This window comes from Pseudoalteromonas sp. SG44-1, from assembly GCF_014164315.1.
In the GTDB taxonomy this organism is placed as follows: Bacteria; Pseudomonadota; Gammaproteobacteria; order Enterobacterales; family Alteromonadaceae; genus Pseudoalteromonas; species Pseudoalteromonas rhizosphaerae.
Map to the genome: position 1 here is coordinate 15196 of NZ_JACJEW010000044.1, position 21621 is coordinate 36816.

Annotated in this window: 23 protein-coding genes and 1 pseudogene; 12 read left to right on the forward strand and 12 right to left on the reverse strand. The window is 39.8% G+C overall.

What is annotated here, in order from left to right:
* Positions 1-15: 15 nt before the first annotated feature.
* Positions 16-501, forward strand: coding sequence for a DUF4124 domain-containing protein (locus H5187_RS17525; protein WP_310737471.1), 486 nt, complete (start codon positions 16-18; stop codon positions 499-501).
* A gap of 2 nt (positions 502-503) precedes the next feature.
* On the opposite strand, the gene H5187_RS17530 is transcribed toward H5187_RS17525, so the two are convergent.
* Complete coding sequence (locus tag H5187_RS17530; RefSeq protein WP_182719313.1) at positions 504-1619, reverse strand: aminotransferase class V-fold PLP-dependent enzyme; 1116 nt, start codon at positions 1617-1619, stop codon at positions 504-506.
* A 1-nt stretch (position 1620) separates the two neighbouring features.
* A complete protein-coding gene (locus H5187_RS17535) occupies positions 1621-2793 on the reverse strand; it encodes a monodechloroaminopyrrolnitrin synthase PrnB family protein (protein ID WP_149983347.1) in 1173 nt (390 codons plus the stop codon).
* 143 nt (positions 2794-2936) lie between these two features.
* On the opposite strand from H5187_RS17535, the gene H5187_RS17540 reads away from it, so the two are divergent.
* The 4 genes from H5187_RS17540 (at position 2937) to H5187_RS17555 (ending at position 8691) form a co-directional block, all read left to right on the forward strand.
* On the forward strand, positions 2937-3395 hold the full coding sequence (locus tag H5187_RS17540) for an Lrp/AsnC family transcriptional regulator (protein ID WP_182785165.1): 459 nt from the start codon (positions 2937-2939) through the stop codon (positions 3393-3395).
* Positions 3396-3468: 73 nt separating this feature from the next.
* On the forward strand, positions 3469-6195 hold the full coding sequence (locus tag H5187_RS17545; protein ID WP_182798103.1) for a CHASE domain-containing protein: 2727 nt from the start codon (positions 3469-3471) through the stop codon (positions 6193-6195).
* Positions 6185-7549: a carboxylesterase gene (locus tag H5187_RS17550; RefSeq protein WP_182740652.1), complete on the forward strand. Its 1365-nt coding sequence runs from the start codon at positions 6185-6187 to the stop codon at positions 7547-7549. Before H5187_RS17545 ends, H5187_RS17550 begins: the two co-directional genes overlap by 11 nt.
* The gene (locus H5187_RS17555) at positions 7549-8691 is read left to right on the forward strand and encodes a GNAT family N-acetyltransferase (protein WP_182740653.1); all 1143 of its coding nucleotides are present in this window, start codon (positions 7549-7551) and stop codon (positions 8689-8691) included. Before H5187_RS17550 ends, H5187_RS17555 begins: the two co-directional genes overlap by 1 nt.
* On the opposite strand, the gene H5187_RS17560 is transcribed toward H5187_RS17555, so the two are convergent.
* Positions 8688-9278: a DUF938 domain-containing protein gene (locus H5187_RS17560; protein ID WP_182798104.1), complete on the reverse strand. Its 591-nt coding sequence runs from the start codon at positions 9276-9278 to the stop codon at positions 8688-8690. The genes H5187_RS17555 and H5187_RS17560 overlap by 4 nt on opposite strands.
* Before the next feature lie 198 nt (positions 9279-9476).
* On the opposite strand from H5187_RS17560, the gene H5187_RS17565 reads away from it, so the two are divergent.
* The 5 genes from H5187_RS17565 (at position 9477) to H5187_RS17585 (ending at position 12509) form a co-directional block, all read left to right on the forward strand.
* Positions 9477-9656, forward strand: a complete 180-nt coding sequence (locus H5187_RS17565; RefSeq protein ID WP_145242712.1) for a hypothetical protein — start codon at positions 9477-9479, stop codon at positions 9654-9656.
* Between the two features lie 98 nt (positions 9657-9754).
* The gene (locus H5187_RS17570) at positions 9755-10120 is read left to right on the forward strand and encodes a hypothetical protein (RefSeq protein ID WP_257325145.1); all 366 of its coding nucleotides are present in this window, start codon (positions 9755-9757) and stop codon (positions 10118-10120) included.
* An 8-nt stretch (positions 10121-10128) separates the two neighbouring features.
* Positions 10129-11505 carry a lyase family protein gene (locus H5187_RS17575; protein WP_149983353.1) on the forward strand — a complete coding sequence of 459 codons (1377 nt, stop codon included), beginning with the start codon at positions 10129-10131 and terminating at the stop codon, positions 11503-11505.
* 117 nt (positions 11506-11622) lie between these two features.
* Positions 11623-12099, forward strand: coding sequence for a hypothetical protein (locus tag H5187_RS17580; RefSeq protein WP_182798105.1), 477 nt, complete (start codon positions 11623-11625; stop codon positions 12097-12099).
* Between the two features lie 11 nt (positions 12100-12110).
* Positions 12111-12509: a hypothetical protein gene (locus H5187_RS17585; protein WP_145242706.1), complete on the forward strand. Its 399-nt coding sequence runs from the start codon at positions 12111-12113 to the stop codon at positions 12507-12509.
* A 19-nt stretch (positions 12510-12528) separates the two neighbouring features.
* On the opposite strand, the gene H5187_RS17590 is transcribed toward H5187_RS17585, so the two are convergent.
* The 8 genes from H5187_RS17590 to H5187_RS17625 all read right to left on the reverse strand — a co-directional run bounded on the left by H5187_RS17590 (position 12529) and on the right by H5187_RS17625 (position 18607).
* Positions 12529-12714 (reverse strand): hypothetical protein, encoded by a 186-nt coding sequence (locus tag H5187_RS17590; protein ID WP_145242705.1) that lies wholly within the window; start codon positions 12712-12714, stop codon positions 12529-12531.
* A gap of 63 nt (positions 12715-12777) precedes the next feature.
* Positions 12778-13095: a hypothetical protein gene (locus H5187_RS17595; protein WP_145242704.1), complete on the reverse strand. Its 318-nt coding sequence runs from the start codon at positions 13093-13095 to the stop codon at positions 12778-12780.
* Positions 13092-13730: a hypothetical protein gene (locus tag H5187_RS17600; RefSeq protein ID WP_149983355.1), complete on the reverse strand. Its 639-nt coding sequence runs from the start codon at positions 13728-13730 to the stop codon at positions 13092-13094. The genes H5187_RS17595 and H5187_RS17600 overlap by 4 nt, the downstream gene beginning before the upstream one ends.
* Before the next feature lie 65 nt (positions 13731-13795).
* On the reverse strand, positions 13796-14488 hold the full coding sequence (locus tag H5187_RS17605; protein ID WP_145242702.1) for a PspA/IM30 family protein: 693 nt from the start codon (positions 14486-14488) through the stop codon (positions 13796-13798).
* A gap of 30 nt (positions 14489-14518) precedes the next feature.
* The gene (locus tag H5187_RS17610; protein WP_145242701.1) at positions 14519-14932 is read right to left on the reverse strand and encodes a YjfI family protein; all 414 of its coding nucleotides are present in this window, start codon (positions 14930-14932) and stop codon (positions 14519-14521) included.
* Positions 14933-15011: 79 nt separating this feature from the next.
* Entirely contained in the window at positions 15012-16733 is a 1722-nt protein-coding gene (locus H5187_RS17615) for a polyamine aminopropyltransferase (protein ID WP_182798106.1), read from the reverse strand.
* A gap of 3 nt (positions 16734-16736) precedes the next feature.
* On the reverse strand, positions 16737-17636 hold the full coding sequence (locus tag H5187_RS17620; RefSeq protein ID WP_182719302.1) for a DUF350 domain-containing protein: 900 nt from the start codon (positions 17634-17636) through the stop codon (positions 16737-16739).
* Positions 17637-17674: 38 nt separating this feature from the next.
* Complete coding sequence (locus tag H5187_RS17625) at positions 17675-18607, reverse strand: CHAD domain-containing protein (protein ID WP_182794212.1); 933 nt, start codon at positions 18605-18607, stop codon at positions 17675-17677.
* 442 nt (positions 18608-19049) lie between these two features.
* On the opposite strand from H5187_RS17625, the gene H5187_RS17630 reads away from it, so the two are divergent.
* Positions 19050-19418 carry a hypothetical protein gene (locus tag H5187_RS17630; RefSeq protein WP_182740657.1) on the forward strand — a complete coding sequence of 123 codons (369 nt, stop codon included), beginning with the start codon at positions 19050-19052 and terminating at the stop codon, positions 19416-19418.
* Between the two features lie 61 nt (positions 19419-19479).
* Entirely contained in the window at positions 19480-20832 is a 1353-nt protein-coding gene (locus H5187_RS17635) for a hypothetical protein (RefSeq protein WP_182740658.1), read from the forward strand.
* Between the two features lie 179 nt (positions 20833-21011).
* Here H5187_RS17635 and H5187_RS17640 read toward each other — a convergent pair.
* Positions 21012-21621, reverse strand: a pseudogene (locus H5187_RS17640) (IS630 family transposase); the annotation flags it as partial.

Sequence of the window (21621 nt, forward strand, 5' to 3'; positions counted from 1 at the left end):
TTTAGGGATTAATAAGTGTACTTGCGACAACTTCAGTTAACAATGGTGTGTGCCGTAGCGATGCTGATACCACCAGCAGCTGTGGCTACGGCTGCTTACCAATGCACGGTTGATGGCGTGGCTACCTTTAGTCAACTACCTTGTGGTGACGATGCTAAAGAAATCAAAATTCCACCAACTAATGTGACCCAAGCAGCTAATACCCAACAAAGCAAAGATATCATGGCGTCTGTAGATAGTTATGTTGCGATGCAAAAAATTGATCGTGAAATTGCAGTTTATCAACGAGAAATAAAGCAACTTCAAGATACTCTTGCAGAACAAAAAACCAAAATAAACTATATGACGCAAGACTCTGCAAATAAAATGGGAGCAAACTCAATTGCTGATGCGATAGCAAAACGAACAGCACAAGCTGAGCAACGCATTGAGCCGAAAATAAAGCAGTATCAGCAACAAATTGATGCGTTAAAGGCGTTTAAAACGCAACTAAGCCAATAAATTTAGCTTAGGGTTTGTTTAACCACTTTTATTAGCTGTGCTATATCACTACTGTTGTTATAAATATGCGGTGAAACTCGCACCCCATATGCTCGCGCATCGACACTTATGTTCGCCTGAGACAGTGCGCTTAATACCGCCGGCTGTTGCTCGCCAAAATTTAAAATAGCTGTACCGCTGCATTTTTCTGGCGTTGTTGGTGAAACCAAATATGGCCTAAACTCTGCACTTAATTGTTCAAGTAGCGCCAAGTTGTGCGCTCGCACTGTTGCAACACCTAATTTAGCAAAGTAACCAATGCTATGCCCTGCGAGTACAAATGGCGCAATCGATGGAGTGCCGCCCCAAAAACGCAATGCGCTATCATGATAAGCAAAGTGATGAATATCAAACTCAAATGGATTTTGATGTGAAAACCACCCTACATCTTGTGGTTCGCACACATTTAATTGCGCTTGGCTTACCCATAAATACGCCGCACCTGGACCTGAGCATAACCACTTAACGCTGGAACCAATCATAAAATCAGCATCAACTTGGCTTAAATCTAGAGGTAATACACCAGCTGACTGCGCCACATCAACAAGACTCAAACAGCCTACGTGCTTACACAGTTGCGTAATTTCAGCTACGGGCGCTTGCTGGCCAGTATTTGAATAAGCGTGACTGATAAATACTAAATCAATATCTGCTTGAATATATTGTTGCCATTGCACGCTATCAGTTAAATCTACGTGTTCAGGAATAAACTTTATTTCAGCGCTACTAGCCAGCGCTTTTTGCATTGCAAACCCCATGCTAGGAAAGTCACTTTGCGCCATCAACACCTTACAATTAGCTTGCTGTAAGCGAGGATGCGACATAACTAACTTTGTTAAAGCGCTCGATAAATTTACTTGTGGGCAAAATTGCCTGCTCGGTGAATTAAACAATGTACTGAGCGCCTGAGTAAAGCGCTCAATGGCTGGCAGCCACTGTTGCCATGGCTCTTTATTACTCGCTTGCCAAGGAGCAAAAAAATGCTGGTTAAAATCATCTTGGCTGCTTTTCAGTGCACGGCCAACAGAGTGATTTAGCAAGTAACAGCCTGCCGCAAGATTAAAGTCATCTTTGTACATATTAATTACTCACCCATTGCTTTAATTGTGCTAAATCATCATAACGAGTTCTTATATCATCACGCTTTGCTGCAGCTCGACGATCTCTTAATTGTTCAAGAGAATCCAATAACACATGCAATGGCGGACCGCTGGCAGTCACTTTATTCATATGTTGCTGTTGCATGTGTTGAGCTGGCTGAGCTATAAACTTACTAACCAGTTGATTATGATGACCTATTGCAGTATCGCCATGCAGCTTACATACTTGTATAAACAACTTGGCATTGGTTTTAAACCACGAGCTATGGCGGGTATCTCCTGCCGCTAAAAAGTCATCCATTATGCTTGGCATACGCATAGACTCTCGCAGAATTTGCTGATCTTCAGGCATCATATATAAAAATTTATCCACCAGCATTTGTGAATAACTCGGTTCGTTGGCAAAGCATAAACCTAACAGCATATCTATAACGTTAATTCCGGCAAAATCTCCCGCATTGGCTCCACGGTAAACCTCTTTGCCAACCCGATACGGCTTATAGTAAGGACGTACACAGAAAAAGAATCGCTCGGTGTCTAACTGATTATATAAAGCCGTATTCGATTCAATCACATCGACTAACGCCTGCTTGGCAACTTTAAGTAAATCACCGCATAGCGGATGCGAAATACCTAATGGCTGAATTTTTAATAATGCATCAGCTGCTCGCTTATAGGCTAAAATCCCTTTGGTATTGTAATCAATGAATAATTTTTCATCTGGCAGATCCGTAAAGCGCTTATAAAGGCCATTAATAGCCTTATTATGGGTGGTTAAATGAGCCGTCGCAAAGCGCGGAGTAACCCCTATTGATGCACCAATATGCATAGCTAGTGCCGAGGCCTCGACTAAAGGCGAGGTCGTTTCGCGCGATGGTTCAGTGATCTCATGGCGTCGACAAGCCGCCATAAATAATCCTACATTGCCAAGTAAATCAAACGCACGATCAAACCCTTCGTCAGTATTGCCTTCTGCTAGTAACTTACGAATATGCGCATTACCCTCAGCCTCTAACTGATGCTTAAATTGCTCCCCGACAAATTCTACGTTAGCTTTATCTTCTTGTTGCCAATAGATAGCCTCTAGTTGACTATTAATTTCTACAAAGCGGGTTCTGAGCCACTCATCAAATGCCTGGGTATTATTACTCACAGATATTACTCCACACCAAAGTTTATTGCATTAATGTTAACAGATAACATAGAGCACAAATCAGCAAAACCACTAATTAAAATCCATACAATTAGTGATATTCACTCTATAATCACTATTAAATAAAATTTATTGTCATAGTTATGAGTTTAGATAAAAAAGATCAACAATTACTAACGTTGTTACAAAGCAATGCGCGTACCTCTGTATCAGAACTTGCAACAACTGTAAGCTTATCGGATACCCCTTGCTTAAGGCGTATAAAAAAACTTGAAGCAAGTAAGGTGATCACTGGCTATCACGCAGCCTTAAACCCACGCGCACTCGGGTTAAAAGTGCTGGTCTATGCGTTTGTGCGGTTGAGCCACAATTCCGCCAGTGCGGCAAATATGTTTGAAGAACACGTGGAAAAACTGAATCATGTACTGGAGTGCTCTGTCATATCAGGAAGCTATGATTACTTATTGAAGATTATTGCTACCGATTTAGAAAGCTACGAAAGTTTTGTTAAATATAAGCTTGGGAGTATTGATTGTATTGCTAACATTGAGTCTACAGTGGTTTTAAAGCAAACATTTAGCAAAAGGCAGCTACCACTTTAAAAAATAATACTATTTAGTGTCGATTCGCTATACTGAAATATCATTATAAAAATAATATTTAACAAGGATGCATGTGAAGATTTTTCGTTCAACATCCAGTTCTTTTGTTTTTTACATATCGTTTGCTGTTGCTTATTTTGCAACTGGTAAGTTATTAACTAATTTTGCCTTTCAATCACAAGTCATCCCTATTTGGCTCCCTGCTGGTATTGCCTTAGTTGGCTGTTTTATCTGGTGGTGGCGTTTTATGCCGGCATTATTTATTGCCTCTGTCGCCTTTAATTTAAGTACCGGTGATAACCCGATCACTGATCAGGTTTTAATTGGCAATACGCTAGAACAAGTACTGCTAATCGGCTTAGGCGCCGTGCTACAAGGCATGATTGGCGCTGCTCTTTTAAAGTACTGGCTAGGCCATCCGCTGTATTTAAAACAACGCCAATCGATTATTTATTTTATTTTTATCGTCGGTATTGTCGTCAGCCTCATATCGGCCAATATTGGAGTCTATGCTTTAAGTCAATTTAATCCCGCCTACAGCATTGAAAATCACTGGAAAAATGTTACTTATTGGTGGTTAGGTGACTCACTCGGTGTGCTGATCGCAACCCCCTTTTTATTGGCCTTACTACAGCCTAAATTTAAACGACACTACGTCACCCCATTGCCAACCATCGCAGTCTGCTCGGTATTATTCGTCTCTGTCGCCTTAACCACTAAACTATACAACCAAGAGACTTATTCAAATGCGATACAAATTGCCAAGCGTGAAACATCTATCATTGAAAACAGTTTACTGCGCAATTTAAATCTTAGCCAAATAACCGTACAAAGCCTTGCGAGCCAAATTCAATCAACACCAACTTTAAGTCAGCAAGAGTTTGATAGCTACAGTGCCCAATTACTGGCTGAGCATTCATTTATTAAAGCATTTTCATGGAATCGCAAAATTCCCCCAGCTCAGGTCAGTGATTTTAACAAGCAGCTCGATGAAATTTATAATTCATATAACTTTGATCCGAGTATTAAAGGAGCGCCATTATCAAACGACGATCCATTAGTGATTATTACCTATATCGCCCCTTTTTCAGAAAATCAATCCGCTATTGGTTTTAACCTCAATTCTCGTAAAGATCGCCGTGAGACTTTACTCGACCCACGCATCAAAAATCGCCCTGTAGGCACTAAAATAATTCAATTAGTGCAAGCACAACAACCTGAGCCCGCTTATTTATTATTTGCTCCGGTGTATCAACAAAATAATGAAGTTGCCTCAATTAAAGGCTACGCAACAGGTGTATTTTTAGTGGAAAACATACTTGCTCAATCGCTTACGCAAGCACAAAATAAGATGTTTAATATCGCTATTTATGAAGCCAATGCTACCAACCCGTTTTATTCAAACGCCGAAAATGTGCCGACCAAAAGCAATAAGCTTACAACCATCACGATTAATTTTGCAGGGCAAACATGGCTAGTTGATTTAACGATTAAAGATGAGTTTCTACCGCATCAAACTAATCACATGACACTCTTTTTAATTATTCTACAGGTCATTGTAAGCTCACTTATTTTACTGGTATTACTGTTATTTAATCATCAACATATTGCTCTATCGCGCTTAGTAGCGGAACGTACTCGCTCGCTTGTCAGAGCTAAAAAGCAATCTGATTTAGCGAATCAAGCTAAAAGCCGGTTTTTAGCCAATATGAGTCATGAAATTCGTACGCCGCTTAATGCAGTGATCGGTTTTTCAACCTTAGCTAAAAGTGAAGATAGCGCTGAAATTCTCATCGGTTATCTAAATAAAATTAATTTAGCGTCTAAATCATTGTTAAGTTTAATCAATGATGTACTCGATATCTCTAAAATTGAATCACAAAAGCTCACCTTGGAAGTCGCTCCTTTTGATTTAAATGCTCTTCTTGCTCGGATTAGTAGTATGTTCGAACAAAGCGCTGAACAAAAAGGCATTCACTGGAAGGTTGATAACCAATTACCAACTGATATTTGGTTTGAAGGTGATGTTATGCGAATTGAGCAAATTTTATTAAACCTATGTAGTAACGCCATTAAGTTTACCTGCGAAGGTGAAGTAAGTGTTAGCGCATACTGTAAGGAGATCACCGATAAACGTAGGCAAATTACTTTGGCTATTAAGGACTCTGGCATCGGCATTGCGCCATCAGAGCAAAGTAAATTATTTGATGCATTCACCCAAGCTGATAATTCCACATCACGCAAGTTTGGTGGCACCGGGCTTGGCTTAACAATCGCAAAAGAACTTAGTTTGCTAATGTCTGGAGATATCAGCGTACAAAGCGAGCCAGGTAAAGGCTCCACATTTACCCTGTCTGTCGAGTTAAATACCTGTGCTGCGCAACAAGTAACGGCAAAGCACACACAACAGCATGTTGATTTAAGCAAACTAAAGATACTGGTTGCAGAAGATAACAGCGTCAATCAATTAGTAATAAAAGCAATGCTTAGCTCTTTGGGGATCACTCCAACACTGGTTGAAAATGGCGAATTAGCAGTAGAGCAAGTTAAAATAAATGACTTCGATTTAGTGTTAATGGATTGCCAAATGCCCATTATGGACGGTTACCAAGCCACCGCCTTGATACGTCAAATTAAAAGTACTGAACAATTACCCGTCATTGCCTTAACCGCTGATGTAATGCCTGAGGATAAAGCCAATGCCTTAGCAATTGGTTTTAATCAGCATCTTGCAAAACCCCTCGAACTCGATAAGCTAACCGAGTGCCTAATCAATTATGTAGATGTTTATGAGCCTTAATGGAATATTACTAACTCTCACTTTAATAACAACCTCTAGCCTTGCTATCAGCCAAACCAACTGCGTTACTCAGTTAACTGATTTAAACTATATTATGAACAGCAAAAAGCAGGGCCTATTACGGTTTGAAAAAAGCAATGCTAATACGGATTTTTCCTATCATAGTGAGCAAGCATTTAGTGATTATTTAAGCTTTGCATACCAACATATTTTAGCGGCAAACCCGCGCGCATCAATGCCTTGCCCTATTTTAACTGATACCTATCAGCTTTTAGTTAAACAACAGCAACGCACTAGCCCCCCTAATATAGTTGATCTTATAGCGCCATTTGAATTACGCCAAAATAACAACCACAAAGCAGTTCTATTAATTCATGGCCTTACCGACTCTCCATTTACCTATCATGACTTGGCACAAATTTACTTTCAACAAGGCTATACCGTACGTACTTTGCTGTTACCAGGCCATGGCACCGCAGCTAATGCACTAAGCAGTATTAATGCCAAACAATGGCAGCAAGCTGTAGACTATGCAATTAAACGTACTATAAAAGATTTTGATCAGGTGATTTTAGGTGGCTACTCTACAGGCGCAGCCCTATTACTTAATTATTTAACTGTCGAGCCCGTTGACCCAAAAATAACTGCACTGATGCTATTTTCGCCCGCCACTGAACCACACAATAAAAATGGTTGGCTGGCGAAGTGGATTGACCGTATTCCCTTTGTGAATTGGATAGATAAAGACGCCGATATTGATTTTGCTAAATATGAGTCGTTTCCATTTAATGCTGCAACCGCAGCCGATGATGTTATGCGCTCAATCGCGTTACCAGAACTAATCGAGCGTCAATTACCAAACTTGGCTATTTTTTCAGTGATGAGTGATATAGATACCACCATTGATACCCGTGCATCGCTGCAATTGTTAAGCGCCTTGCATGATGTAAAGATACGCCCTGCAAATAGCTTAGATACCTTGGTTTTTTACGGTGATAAAACAACCATTACCAGTGGTTTTCCAAAAGGCTATAGGGTATTAAATCCACAGTGCAAAAATACAATCTGTAAAAACATTCATGGTATTTCTCATATTGCCGTAGTTAACTCACCTGATAACCCTTACTACGGTATTGCTGGCGCTTATCGCAATTGCGGCAGTTACCTCGATGATGATACTTTGTATAAGCAATGTAAAACGACCGAAAAACCTAATATTGGCGAGCGTACTGCAGAAAATATTGCAGCATTTCCAACCTTTCAACGTCTGACTTACAACCCTTACTTTACTGAGCAAGCACTCTATATAAAACAGTTTATAAAGCAGGTTGAAGGCTCGCAGGGCAATCAATAATGAGTATATTTAGTCACCGCTGGTTAACCAGTATCAGTGCAATAGATACCGCTGTTTGGCAGCAGTTTTTTGCCGATAATCCATTTACTGATCATGCATTTTTATTTGCATTAGAACAAAGCCAATGCGTATCCGCCGCGTCTGGTTGGCAACCGCAACATTTAGCCATTTACCAAAATGATACTTTGGTGGCATTAGCACCCGGCTATCTAAAAAGTCACTCTTATGGCGAATATGTATTTGACTGGGCATGGGCTGAAGCTTACCAGCAACATGGTTTAGAATATTACCCTAAGTGGTTATCTGGCTCACCGTTTAGCCCTATTGAAGGTCAACGCCTTGCGATTGCACACTCACACCCAGAACAAGTGTATCAGTACATAACAAAGACTTTAACAGCTCAATGTGAGCAACAAGGTTGGTCTGGCTGGCACATTAACTTTTGCTCGCAACTGCAAGTCTCTCAACTCACACCACATCAAGGTATGCATCGTATTGGCGTGCAGTTTCAATGGCAAAATCAAAACTACGCTACTTTTGACGATTTTTTAGCGCAGTTAACCGCACGAAAACGTAAAGTATTGAAAAAAGAACGTAATAAAATAACCCAGCAAAATATTAGTATTAAATGGCTGCAAGGTGAACAGATAACTAAAGCTGTGATGAGCCAGTTTTGCGAATTTTACCAACGCACTTATTTAAAACGCTCTGGCCACATGGGTTATTTAAATCATGACTTTTTTATTTTGTTACATGCCTTAATGGCCGATAAACTGGTGATCATGCATGCCATCCATGATCACGAAGTGGTCGCTGCAACACTGAGCTTTAAAAATAATGACACACTATACGGGCGCTATTGGGGAGCTATAGCAGAAATTGATTGCCTGCACTTTGAGCTTTGCTATTACCAAGGTATTGAATATTGTATTAAACATCAGCTTCAGTGTTTTCACTCAGGTGCGCAGGGCGAGCATAAAATAGCACGAGGTTTTGCACCGGTATTTACTCACTCCGTACATGCCGTAATGGATGCTACTTTTAGCCCTGCGATAGCAGATTACTTACAACGTGAGCGTCAGCATATGCGCATCTATCATCAGCAATGCACTGAATTATTACCTTTTAAGATTGATAACTAATGACGTTTAAAAATCAATAACTGATTATTAGCAGGCATCGCAATATCATCAACAAGCATTAACCCTGCTTGCTCAGCTAATTGCTGTACCCATTCGAAATCACGAATGCCACTTTGGCTGTCTTGCTGATTTAAAAATTCATCAAAACGCTGATTACTTTCACTGGTAAAGTTGCCGTTGTATTTAAATGGGCCATAAATACACACGAGACCTTTTGACAATAAATGCTTATTAACACCAGTAAAAAATTGCTCAACTAACGGTTTGCTGACGATGTGTAACGTATTAGCAGTATAAATAGCATCAACGGTATTTATTGGCCAAGGGCGATTTAGATCTAACTCTACTGGTGCGTGCAAGTTATCTAGCTTTGCTTCATCAAGCCACTGTTTAATACCATTATGATTAACCAAGCGATCACTGGTATGCCATTGTAAGTGAGGCAAATTAGCAGCGAAGTGCACGCTGTGTTGCCCCGTACCTGATCCCACCTCTAACACACTCTCGACTTGTGCTAAATATGCTGTGATGACGCTTAATATTGGATTTTTATTATTTTCACACGCTTGCGAGAAAGGTTTCGTCATATATATTTCCAAGCATCTCAATACAGATGCACCAAGATTGGTAAAGTATGCCCATTAGTAAAGCAAATCTTGCAACAGATGTCGCTATTAAATAATTAATTTTATATAAAAACTATATAATTCAAAGTAATAAAAAAAATATTGAGCATGGTATGAGTTATGCAACTATCTAATTGAATCAACCAAACGGAGAAGATTATGTATATATCACCTTATACCGCCCTAGACGCTGCAATTGCGGCAAGTGAAAAACCAGTAACAGATAAAATAGGCTGTGATGAACGTGCCACTGTAATTGATTTACTATCGCAAACAAATCAACAAAATCAGGCGTTAATACATGAAACAGACCAAATATTTATTCTTGGCTACAATTAAAAAACTCACCTTCCGCCAATATTTACAATTTGTGACTTGCACCGAAACCGATTAACTGTAATGATAATAATTACCATTACAGTTAATCGGTTTTTCTTATGCATGAACATCACGCTATGCTTTATTATCAACAGCAAATGAAATGTATTTGCCCGCGACCTGGGCTACATGCGCCAGCTTTAGTGGCAAATTACATTGAAGCTGGCCTGAGTGCTGCACGTCATTACGAAAAAAACCACAGTCTATTGCTGCAAGAACTCTATCTAAGACGCACTTTCCATGAAATCCTCAACAAAATGTGCGACTCTTTAGTCCATTGTGCAATTCGCAAACAATGTTTAGAGCAACTTTATAAACCGTTACTGGCATTAAAGCGCTTTTATAGAAGTCATAATAGTATCAAGAAATACCTGATACTAGAGCGTGAAGCCCGTATTCTCAGTCACGAATTTAACCCTTTCTAGGAGTTTTCATGAGCGAATTTAGAACCGAATCAGATAGTATGGGCGAATTACAAGTCCCTACAGATGCACTTTATCAAGCGCAAACTCAACGTGCTGTAAATAACTTTCGCATTAGCGATTTAGTAATGCCAAAACAGTTTATTACCGCTCTTGCTTATATCAAACAGGCCGCAGCGCAAAGCAACTACGAGCTAGGTCATCTCAGTAAAAATAAAGCACAGTTAATCGAGCGCGCATGCCAAGAGATCATTGATGGCGAACATTTAGAACACTTCCCTATTGATATATTTCAAACAGGGTCAGGTACTAGCACTAATATGAATGCTAATGAGGTGATTGCAACTTTAGCAAGTCGTTATGGTGATGAGGTTATCCATCCCAACGACGACGTAAACATGGGGCAAAGCTCTAACGACGTGATCCCTACCACTATTGCTGTAAGCAGTGTAATTAACGTGGTGTATGAACTATTTCCGGCGCTGGATCAGCTATCACAAACGTTGGAGCGCAAAAAGTCAGAAATAGGTGAAATCGTAAAAACGGGTCGAACTCATTTGATGGATGCTATGCCAGTGACATTTGCGCAAACTCTAGGGTCTTGGCAACACCAAGTTGATAGTGCAATGGCAGGGATCCGCTATAGCCTTGAAGGGGTATCTGCTTTAGCGCAAGGAGGCACAGCCGTTGGTACTGGTATAAATGCCGATCCCCTGTTTGCTGAGCAATTTTGTAAAAATCTCAGTGCCAACGTCGGTGTACGCTTTGTGCCAAGCAAAAACTTTTTTTATAACATAGGTTCGCAAGACACCATTGTCGCTTTATCAGGGCAGCTAAAAGTGCTCGCTGTTGCACAAATGAAGATAGCAAACGACCTACGTTGGATGAATTCAGGTCCACTAGCTGGCCTTGGTGAAATCGAACTTGAAGCACTGCAACCCGGTTCATCAATTATGCCCGGTAAAGTAAATCCTGTGATCCCTGAAGCGGCAGCCATGGTTAGTGCACAAGTGATTGGTAATGACGCAACTATTACTGTTGCAGGTCAATCAGGTAACTTCGAACTCAATGTAATGTTACCTGTAATAGCTTACAATATTTTGCAAAGTATTGAGTTACTGGCAAATAGTAGTCAAGCATTAGCTGATAAAGCGATTCGATCCTTTAAAGTGAAACACACCAATATCGACAAAGCACTCGCCAAAAACCCCATATTAGTGACCGCGCTTAATCCAGTCATTGGTTATGCTAAAGCAGCTAAAATTGCCAAACAAGCATATCAAGATGGCCGTCCAATTCTTGATGTTGCTGAGCAAGAAACTGACCTATCACGTAGTGAGCTGGAAACTTTACTCAATCCCGCAAAATTAACCCAAGGCGGGCTATAAAAATATTAAACCCGTCCTTAGCGTCGGGTTTAACCTTTGAATGCCATAGTTTTTATTGCTGTGTTATCTGCAAAGTGTATGATGGTGGTTACTTGTTCACCACTATGAAGGTTTATCATGCGCTTATTTATTATCGCGCTTCTACTGCCGTTATGTTTATCGGCTTGTTCTGATGCTGCGACCCCGAATAACAACCAACTTAGCCCGGCTCCTGCAGCGCTAGTTAAAAATAATCAAGCGACTACGTTAAACCCGCAAACAGAAGTTCCGGCAACAAGAGATAACATTAAAAAGGTCCACCAGCAATTACAGACACAAATTGCAGATCTAAACTGCGATAACAGCTCTCAATGTAAAGTATTACCGGTTGGTAGCCGTGCGTGCGGCGGCCCTAGTAGCTATATTGTTTACTCTAATAAAACGGCCAATGAGCAAGCCGTTGAAAAGTTAACTCAGCAGATCACCAACCTTGAAAGCCAATTTAATGCACAGAACAAGATGATCAGTATTTGTCAGCACCTGACGGCCCCTGCGGCTCAGTGTATTGAAAATAAATGTGTTAAACTAGAAAGCTCTGCGACAAGTGTTTATTAAGGGAAACCAATATGAGTCGTTCATCATATTCTAAATTTTTAGTAACAACAGCCAGTTTGCTGATCCTCAGTGGTTGTGTCAGCACTTCTGACTCAACACCAGCAAACGGCAATACAAATGTATCTAAATTAAATAGCGCATTGGCTGAGTTGGTGCAAGATAATAGCTGTACCGCGAGTTTTCAATGTAAGGTGCTTGAAGTAGGCCAACGCGCCTGTGGTGGTCCAAGCCGCTATGTAGTGTACTCAACCTTGCACACACAACAAGAAAATGCAGAACAGTTAGCGGATCAAATTACTCAGCAAGAAACTGCCGATAATAAAACCAATGGTTTAAATGATTGTTTACCGGTTTTACCTGTGCAAGCATTATGTATTGATCAGCAATGCCAGTCGTTTGAGCTAAAATAGTCGCTCTGCTGCAACCGCGCTATACCAATAATGGGATCAGCGCGGAAATTACCACGACCGCCACAATACAAATCCCTGCTTTAAAAATAAAATGCATCGGCATCTGCTTTTTAACCCAATAGGCATAAATAAACCGTAAGAAATAACTCGCTGCCGTGCCAAACAAAGCAAAAATTAGTAGATAGGCGATTAAAATAATATTCACAACAACTCATTATTTGATAATTTAAGCCCTAAGTGTAAGGGCTTAATAATCAGAAGGCAAAACCTAGCGTTTACTAGTTCGAGCAATCAGTAACTCAGCAACTTGCTGTTTTACTGCCCGCTTATCATCTGGGGCAACGCCAAAGCGTTCAGCAAGTAATGCTATTTCTTCATCATTAAGGTTAAATGATAAACGTTGACGCGTTTTTTTTGATTTAACCTCAAGTGATAAAATTTTGCGGATCATATCGGATGGCGTTAGCTCTTGATCAATGGCTTGCTTTTTTATCGATTTTTGCACTTCACTGCTAAGATCAAACGCCATTTGCGTGGCTCTTACAGCCTGCTCCTGACGTAACCATTTATCTTTTGCATTACTCACTGCGCATCTCCAGGGAACAGATCAACAATGTCTGTGATTGGTCGGGTTAAAGTGAGTGATACTTCAGTTTCTCCACCATCCCAAATCTCAATGTTTAAACCATGGCTCCCATCGCTCGACTCAAGGCAAATCATTTCGCATGGTTCGCCACCTTCTTGCTCATAGCGTGGTAATGGCTGGCTACGATAATCTTTATTATGAAAATAACACACAAATGGTGATTCACTTTGTTGATAGCTTTTAGCTAAAAACTGCATGTAACGCTCTGGTGTATTTTTCACTTCTAAGTAGGTTAAATCGTCTTCGTCAAAGATGCGCGCAAACTCATCCAGTGTGAAGATTTCATCCACTTCATCACGTTGGATTTTGATTGAAAAATTCGCCCACTCTTCACCATCGCTGCGCTCTATTTGCAAAAAAACCACCTTGCCAGCATCACTTTCAAGTACTAGCTCATAATCTGCACTGTGCTGATATTGATAAGTTTGCACATCGGTAACGCGCAATGTTTGGCCTTTTAGCCAACTTGGGTAAGCAAACGAATCAATCACTGTGAACATATCACCTTTTTTAAGTTCACTAGGGTGATTTAATTGGCGTTCAGGGGCTTTTTTAGACTTAAAGAAGTTAAACATAGACTGCCTCATAAGCAAAAAAGGTAACTTATAATAAGTTACCTTTTAATAATCGTAATTGCGCGTTAGCCGTTTTGCTTCGCTTTAATACGCGCTAAGATATCTGCACTTTTTGGATTGCTATCACCAATTCCAGCTTCAGCCATTTTAGCTTTAAGATCATCGCCATTAGTGTCAGCTTCAAGTACTTTAGCAGCACCAAGCTGGTCACTACGATCTTGTTGACGTTGCTTAATACGCTCAAGTGATTGGCGTGCATTCGTCATCGACGAGCTATTAGTATTAAGTGTGCTATTTACTGCCATTGTTGCTTGTTGCACGCTTTCAGTGGTTTTAACCATAGTAAGCTGACGTTGGTTTTCTTTGATCGATTTTTCAGCATCTTTTACTTGCTGCTTCAACGTTACAATGTGATTGCTAAAACCAGCTAACACTTGATCATGCTCTGCTTTTTCAGCTTCAAAGTCGCCAATTTTCTCAGCAATTTCTAGCGCTAACGGTTCATTACCTTTTTCAAGTGCTTGACCTGCATACGCTTCGTGCTCAGCAATTGAGGCATCTAATGCGCTAATCTTACGCTTCGTTTGCATTTCTTTAGCCATCACTTCAGTTAGGCTTTTTTTAGCACGCTGCAGCGCGTTTTGCGCATCAGCAATTTCTTGTTCAAAGATACGAATACCATTCGCGTCAACAATTGCTTCGCCCGCTTCACGCGCGCCGCCACGTACTGCTGTAAATAACTTTTTTAAAATACTCATAATCTTAACTCCACTTAAAATAGCTAGCTGTTAATCGTTTAAATAAATGGTTACCGCTTCTAATGCATCGATGGCATTATCAGCTAAAGTAACTAGCTCATGGGTAATATCATCAAACGATGAATTAACCGACAAAGCACCAAAGATCGCATATTTATCATCAATCTTCGCAAATGCACTCAGCGGGATTGGTACATTCAAACGTAATAAGGTTTCATTCAACTCATCACGTAGTTCAGGCTTCACTTCCTCATCAGCGAACAAATAGCTAATACATAACAGCTGCTCTTGTGTCTGAGTAACAAAAATAGGAAGCTCATCATTGCCATCTACTATGACTTGCAACACATCTTGCTCGCCTGGATTGGCAATCAAGAAAGACTCAAAGTTAGCGCCTTCAGTTTCAAAAGATGCTAGTTTTATTGAAAGTTCATTTAATTCCATGTCTCTGCCTTTTGTCATTTGACATATTATGTCTGAGTTAAGATTCGCATGGTCGACATATTATGTCAACCATGATTTATTAATTTTTATACAATTCACTTTCTATCTGCCATGCACTACGATAATAATCATATAAAGTACCTGAGCCTAATTGATTGACTTCAATATCATTTATTTGTTCAAAATAATGATTGGGGAATACGAATGCTGCCAATAAATATTTTTTACTGATCCATCTAGAAGCAACTGGTAAGCTTGTTATATCGCTAATTCTCGCACTTGCAGATTGACCTGTGGTGGTTGCAATCGTCCATCCCCATTGTCCAAATGATGGAATATTTTGCTGGTATTGCTCAACATGCTTAAAACCTGCCGCTTTGACTGTTTTACCAATACTTAAAAATGCTTTTTTAGCATGATAAGGCGAAGTTGACTGCACAGCCATTGCACCATCTGCGGCTAGTAATTGACGGATATGATTATAAAAATAGTCACTGTACATTTTATTTAAATCGGGATGATTCGGATCAGGTAAGTCAATAATGATGGTATCAAAACGCTTACCTTCATCAAGTAACCGCTCTACTTCAAGAAAAGCATCACCCACTTTAATATGCGATCGAGGATCAGCCATTGAGTGCTTATTAAGTTTAGTTAAGCGCTCATGAATAGCTGCCGGAGGATTAAATTCATCGTCATCATGACCAAATAAACTAAGTAACTGGGCATCTAAATCAATTAAAGTGACTTCTTTAACAGGCCACTTCAATACGTCTCTTAGTGCTAAGCCATCACCACCGCCTATAATCAATACATTATCGTGACGGTTCGAGGCTAATAATGGCGGATACACTAACATTGAATGATAAATTTGTTCATCAATGCTAGAAAACTGTAAGCGGCCGTTTAAGTAAAGATCGGTAATTGGATCGGGTTGATTGCGGCTCAATCGCTCGGTTAACACTAGATGCTGATACTTCGTCGCTTCAGAATAAATAACTTTATCCTTATAAAGCACATTACTTAAATCTTTCATCCAGCTACTACCAAGCATTAAAATAAAACCAAATAACACCAGTAAAGCGATATGACATACCAGTAATAGTTTGGCGTAACGGACATAGCTATGATAACGCCATAAGAATGCCAAACCTGCGATAATATTAAATAGCGCAGTCCATGCCGCAGCCTGCATGATTGGCATAGCCAACATAATGCTAACCCAAATAGCCGCTCCAATACCTGCACCTATATAGTCGGCACCGTAGATCGTGCCTGCATTATTTTCTAAGAAACGACCATAAACATGCTGACGTATGCGAGCGATAAGTGGAATTTCCATACCGATTAATAGACCTAACAATAAGCCAAATACATAAGGTAGGAATCGTGACCACTCTTGGAGTTTTTGAAAAACATAGCCGTTAAGAATTACATCAGCTGGTAGATTAAAAATGTCAGAAAAAATATGCGGTAAAGAATAACTAACAGCAATAACGCTGGCTATAGCTAAGATACAACCCATACCAACAAGTGCAATAAGACTTTCAAGCCAAGCAAAAGCGGTAAAGGCATCCTTAAACCAACGCGCTAAAAAAGCCCCTATACCCATTGCTACGATCATAGTGCCTATCATCGCATAAATAGCGCTCTCTACAGAGCCTAAAACTCGTCCGGCATAATGAGATAGCAGATATTCATAAATAAGGCCACACCCAGCGAGTATGGCCATAACAGTAATTAATAAAAAATCATGCCCAAGTAAGGAGTACTTACTTGGGCTTTGCTTAGAATGTGACAAGTTTTACGCGCCTAATAGAGTTGCCATGGTAATACCCACAGCAAACGAGATTGCCGCTGAAATAGTTGCTACACCCACATTTTTTTGACGGTTCACTTCGTCTGATATATCGCAACCTGAAAGGATAATTTTAATCGTAATTAAATGCAGTACGATAAATGCAATTAAACTAATCAAAGCGCTAATCGCCCAGAAAATCAAGCTGGTGTTAATGCTATCTGCAGCATAAGGCGCGATACCTGAAGCCGCAGTAAGCGCAAGCGCGCTACCGATTAAAAAGCCAGCATAGCGAATACCAACAGCCAAGTTACCGTCAACAATTGCTTGTTGTAGGCAATCTCCACTTCGGTTAGTACGCTTAAATAGTTGTACGCGATACTGGCTCACGAGCAATAACGCAATGCTACCAATAATAAACGCTGCTATAACGATTGGTAAACCATGCCAGCCTTCTGTAGCCACCCAAAATAGCGCTGAGCGAATCACGATTGCCACACTCACAACATGGCCAAAATCAATCACCGCGGCAGTTACATTACCCTTCACTATTTCATCATGTAAGCTGACTTTGCGCAGTGCCACTTTATCTTGAAAAAAGTGCCCAAGCTTTATTAGCACAATAGCTAACAAACCATAAGCTGCCATTTGCAATGCTTCTTGCTGTAAGCTCACTGCAAATGCACCACTGCTTACACCCGTCAGCACAATTGCTAAAGCAACTAAGCCAGCAGCAAAGCTAATACCAAACGCAAAATTATCACGCTCAGTGATCTCATCATTGGCATGTAAGTTAGATACCCAACCTTTGATATATTTAAGGCTCACAAACAGTGCAATAATAATCGCAAAATCAATCGCGATTGCTTGTAGTGACCACATAGTTATTCCATTAAATTCGTACATATTCTTTAAACTCCAACACTAAATCTTTAAATAGCCGTTTACTTACCGCGACTGACACCGCGAGAGGTTCTATTATTGCTGTTTCTGACCGATCCCGAGTCTTTACTATAGCTACTGGTTTTGGAGTAACTACTGCGACTTTTTGGTGGTGTATAACTGCTACGACTTAACCCAGAAGCCCCGGTTTTTTTAGATGCATAAGGGCTTGTGAATTGCTTACCTTGGCGTTGATACGATTGCTTAGTACGTGTTTCAACGGCGGTTTGTGCTTTAATTTGCTTAGGGCTAGAATAACGCGCACGACCATAATCATTATAATAACTATACTTACGGCGCTTGCTCCAACTACCATATTCAACACGATCAAATACATCACCTAAAATGCGGTACATGCCATACCACTGCCAAAAGCTGATACCGCTACTGTTAGTTTGCCAATTACCATAATTAGGATTGCCGACTAACTGGTTGCCTTCACCAACCTCTTCAGCCTGCTGACTGATTGCACCGACACGCGCAAGCGAGCCACCCGACATATCAGCAAGCATGTTAATAGGATCGGTCAAAGCATCCGAAAATAAAGCGGGCTTTGCAGCATCTCGCAACAAATCAATATTTTGCAGTGTTTCATCGTAAGGAGGAATAAGGTAAGTACTTTTGATATCAGCTAAGCGTTGTTGCAAACCTGAGTAAAGCGGGCCTTTTCGAGTTGCATCTTGCACGAGCACGCCAGCAATTTTAGCTAGCTCTGGCTTTTCATTGCTAAGTATACGGCCATATTCGCTTAATAAAGCGGCATTACGAATTGAGCCGTTATCTAAGGCACTACCAAGTCCTGCTAACTCAACTTCAGCTTTAGCTATAGATTGTTTAATTGTTTCTTGTAACTGCTCTTCTTTCGATTGACAGCCCATAAGTAAGCTTACCAAACAAAATAAACTGATAAGTTTCCAAGCTTTTATATTCGACATTCATGTCACCTGATTTACTAAATTAACCCAGCTAGTTTTACACAGCTCAGAAAGTAAACCAAGGAGGAAATTGCAACAAGATAATATTTTCTAAAGGTCAAAGGCTATGCTTTACTGCACTCAACTTTTAATTAGCTAGATGACAGCTACAGTCTCGACACGGGATCCCCATTCATAGTCGACAAACTCCCACACAAACATGAAGCGCTCAGCTCTTCTGCTTTATAAGCATAAGATCAGCGAGTAAACCTAGTAATAGTTTTTGTAATTTAGTTGGGTGCCCTCTCATTTGAATTTAAAAAAGTGATCATTTAATAATGGATACTTAAACGTACAAATATCCATTACATAGTATGGCCTAGCTAACCAGATTGAATAATTTGTTCTTATTACATTGACAATGTTGCCTCATTAAAATAATGTAAAAAAGGTACAAAGCAGGATGCTAGTATTAAGCTCTGCCGGTGGTCTGTCATCATCTCTATTTTCTATATTACATGGCGATTTAAGAGATATTCCACTTGAGAGTAAAACAGGTAAAATTACTGGGATTAATTACACATCTGCAAATTACCCAGATTCTTTTGGCGAGATTGTTGAATTGTGCTTTTATCGAGCATATAACAACAATCCCATTAAGTGCGAACCAATTGTGCCAAACTCTACTGGAGAGGTAACAGTATTTAATGGTGAGAGCTTCAAACCAGGTATTCAAGTATCAATTGTTCATAGAGTTGAAGCAACTGGTACTTTCCATTATTCAACACCAAATAGAATAGAAAGTATAACTTTTAACTACACAACTAACTAATTAACACCTTAGACTCCAAATTTAATCAAAGGAGTCTATTTTCGTTTAGAGGGTCAATAGTATGGATATACCTGATATCAAGAGAAGTTTGTTAAATGCGAGAAAAGCTTTTCCTCAGCCACAATCTGACCCCAAAAAAAGTAAGGATATAGAAATACATGCATCGGTTTCTTCATTATCGTCGAAATTAAGTAAGGCCAAAAGCTCTATTGATATTTCTAAATTAAGTCAGCAAAATTTATCTCTACATAAGGAAATACTCTCTTCAAATGCAAAAATAAATAGTGATGAGGTTGCCACAGCAAAATGGGAATTTGAACATTTATCCAAATCAAAACTTGAGACGATAGCATTAGACACAAGTAATACATTTAGCAGCTCAGAGAGGGTAGCTGCATATGAAAGATGGCACACACTTGATCAGCAAAACCTATCAAACCTAAAACGAGACAGCCTTAAATACGAAAGTAACGTTACCGCACTAGCATCATTTGAAGAATTACTATTATCTCATATGAACTCTTTTTCTTCTTTTAGTAAAGCGATGGTTTCCGATAAATATAGCTCGCAAGTAACATCACAGTTCGAGTCTATTTTAGATGAACGGGATTTAGAAAAAAGCAAAAATATAAGCCGGTCTGAGCATTATTATGAAGCTATGGTGACGGATATTTTTGGTGGTACTGAATCAGAAATTTTAAGCGGCGCTGATGGGATGTCCTTATCTAACTTAATGCGAAGTTCTTATGAATTTTTGACACAAGGAGATAGAGAGTTATTAGCTGATATCTATGAATATGCTGATAATAATAATATAGATTTTAAGTATATCCGTCAGTTTGCCAGTGATCTTGGTGGTTACAGAATGCATGACGATGGGAAGATACTTAATAATTTTAATAATGGACACTTCAACGGTGAAGGATACCAGCTTGCGGTCAGCTTTACGGATAAAGATCAAGCTACGATAAATAATATTCTTGATAGTCAGAAAAAATTATCTTCATCTGATATAGATGAGGGTTTCATTTCGTTTATGACTGAACCAGGTTTAAGTGCATTGTCTCATAGGGGTAGTTACCAATTTCTACAACATATGATAGAAATAAAAGCGGGAATAGTGCCAAGCTTTTCGGCTGAAAAATTTAAGGCTTTTGAAGATTCTTCTAAGGTTGATGATCGGTATGTTATTATTACTTCAGATAAGCAGCTCCTCAGACCAGAACCTGATGTTATTTGTAAAAATGGCACCTGTGAAGTAACCGAAAAAGGTCTTAAAAACAATGTTACTTTGGAGGAAAATAAAGGCAATCCAATATTAGATCTTAAATCTAACTCAATAAGCTCCCTGTTAGAACTCAGAGTGAACAATACAACCGAAAATAACACTCTATTTCAATGGCTTGCTGATTGAAGTCGAATTTATTTTAACAACCTTCTAGGCTAATACCAAACACATTTCGGATGCGACGCGCTATGGAGAGCACGCTGTGGTCATAGTTGATCACGCAAGCTGGCACATGGGCAATGTTGATGAAGGCATTAAAAATGTCTCTGTGATACCTTGCCTCCTTATACCAATCTGCATAAAGATTAAGTCAATTTTATCCAGTCTCTAGAGCATATGCTTTTAACCGTATCAGGCACTGAGATGAATTTATTCCACGCTTGCAATACCTGTTCGACTATTTCTTCATAACCACTAAATACACGGTTTGATAGACAGTGTTGCCGTAGCCAACTCCATACTTGCTCTATTGGATTTAACTCCGGGGAGTAAGGCGGAAGTTTTATTAGTGTGACATTATTGAATGGTTGTACCGTATCAATAGTATGCCAACCAGCGCCATCAACGATCACGACCGCATGACGTCCTGCCTCCGTGGCTTTTGATATTAATTCCATGTGTTGCGTCATGACCTCTTTATTGACGATAGGGCTGATCAGCGCTTCTGTTTTACCATTACTTGGGCAGACTGCACCAAATAAGTATCCATACTCAAACTGCTGTTGTTTTGTTGCGCGGGGCCTAGAGCCTGTTTCAGCCCATAAGCGTGTTGTTTGATTTTGTTGTCCAACTTCATCTTGAAACCACACATCAATGCGATCTAAAGGGAGATGTCCTGGGGTGTGAAGGATCGTTTCCACTTGGAACTTTTTTAAAAGCCTCTTGGCTTTCTTTTGACTGCTTTGGGTGCTTAGA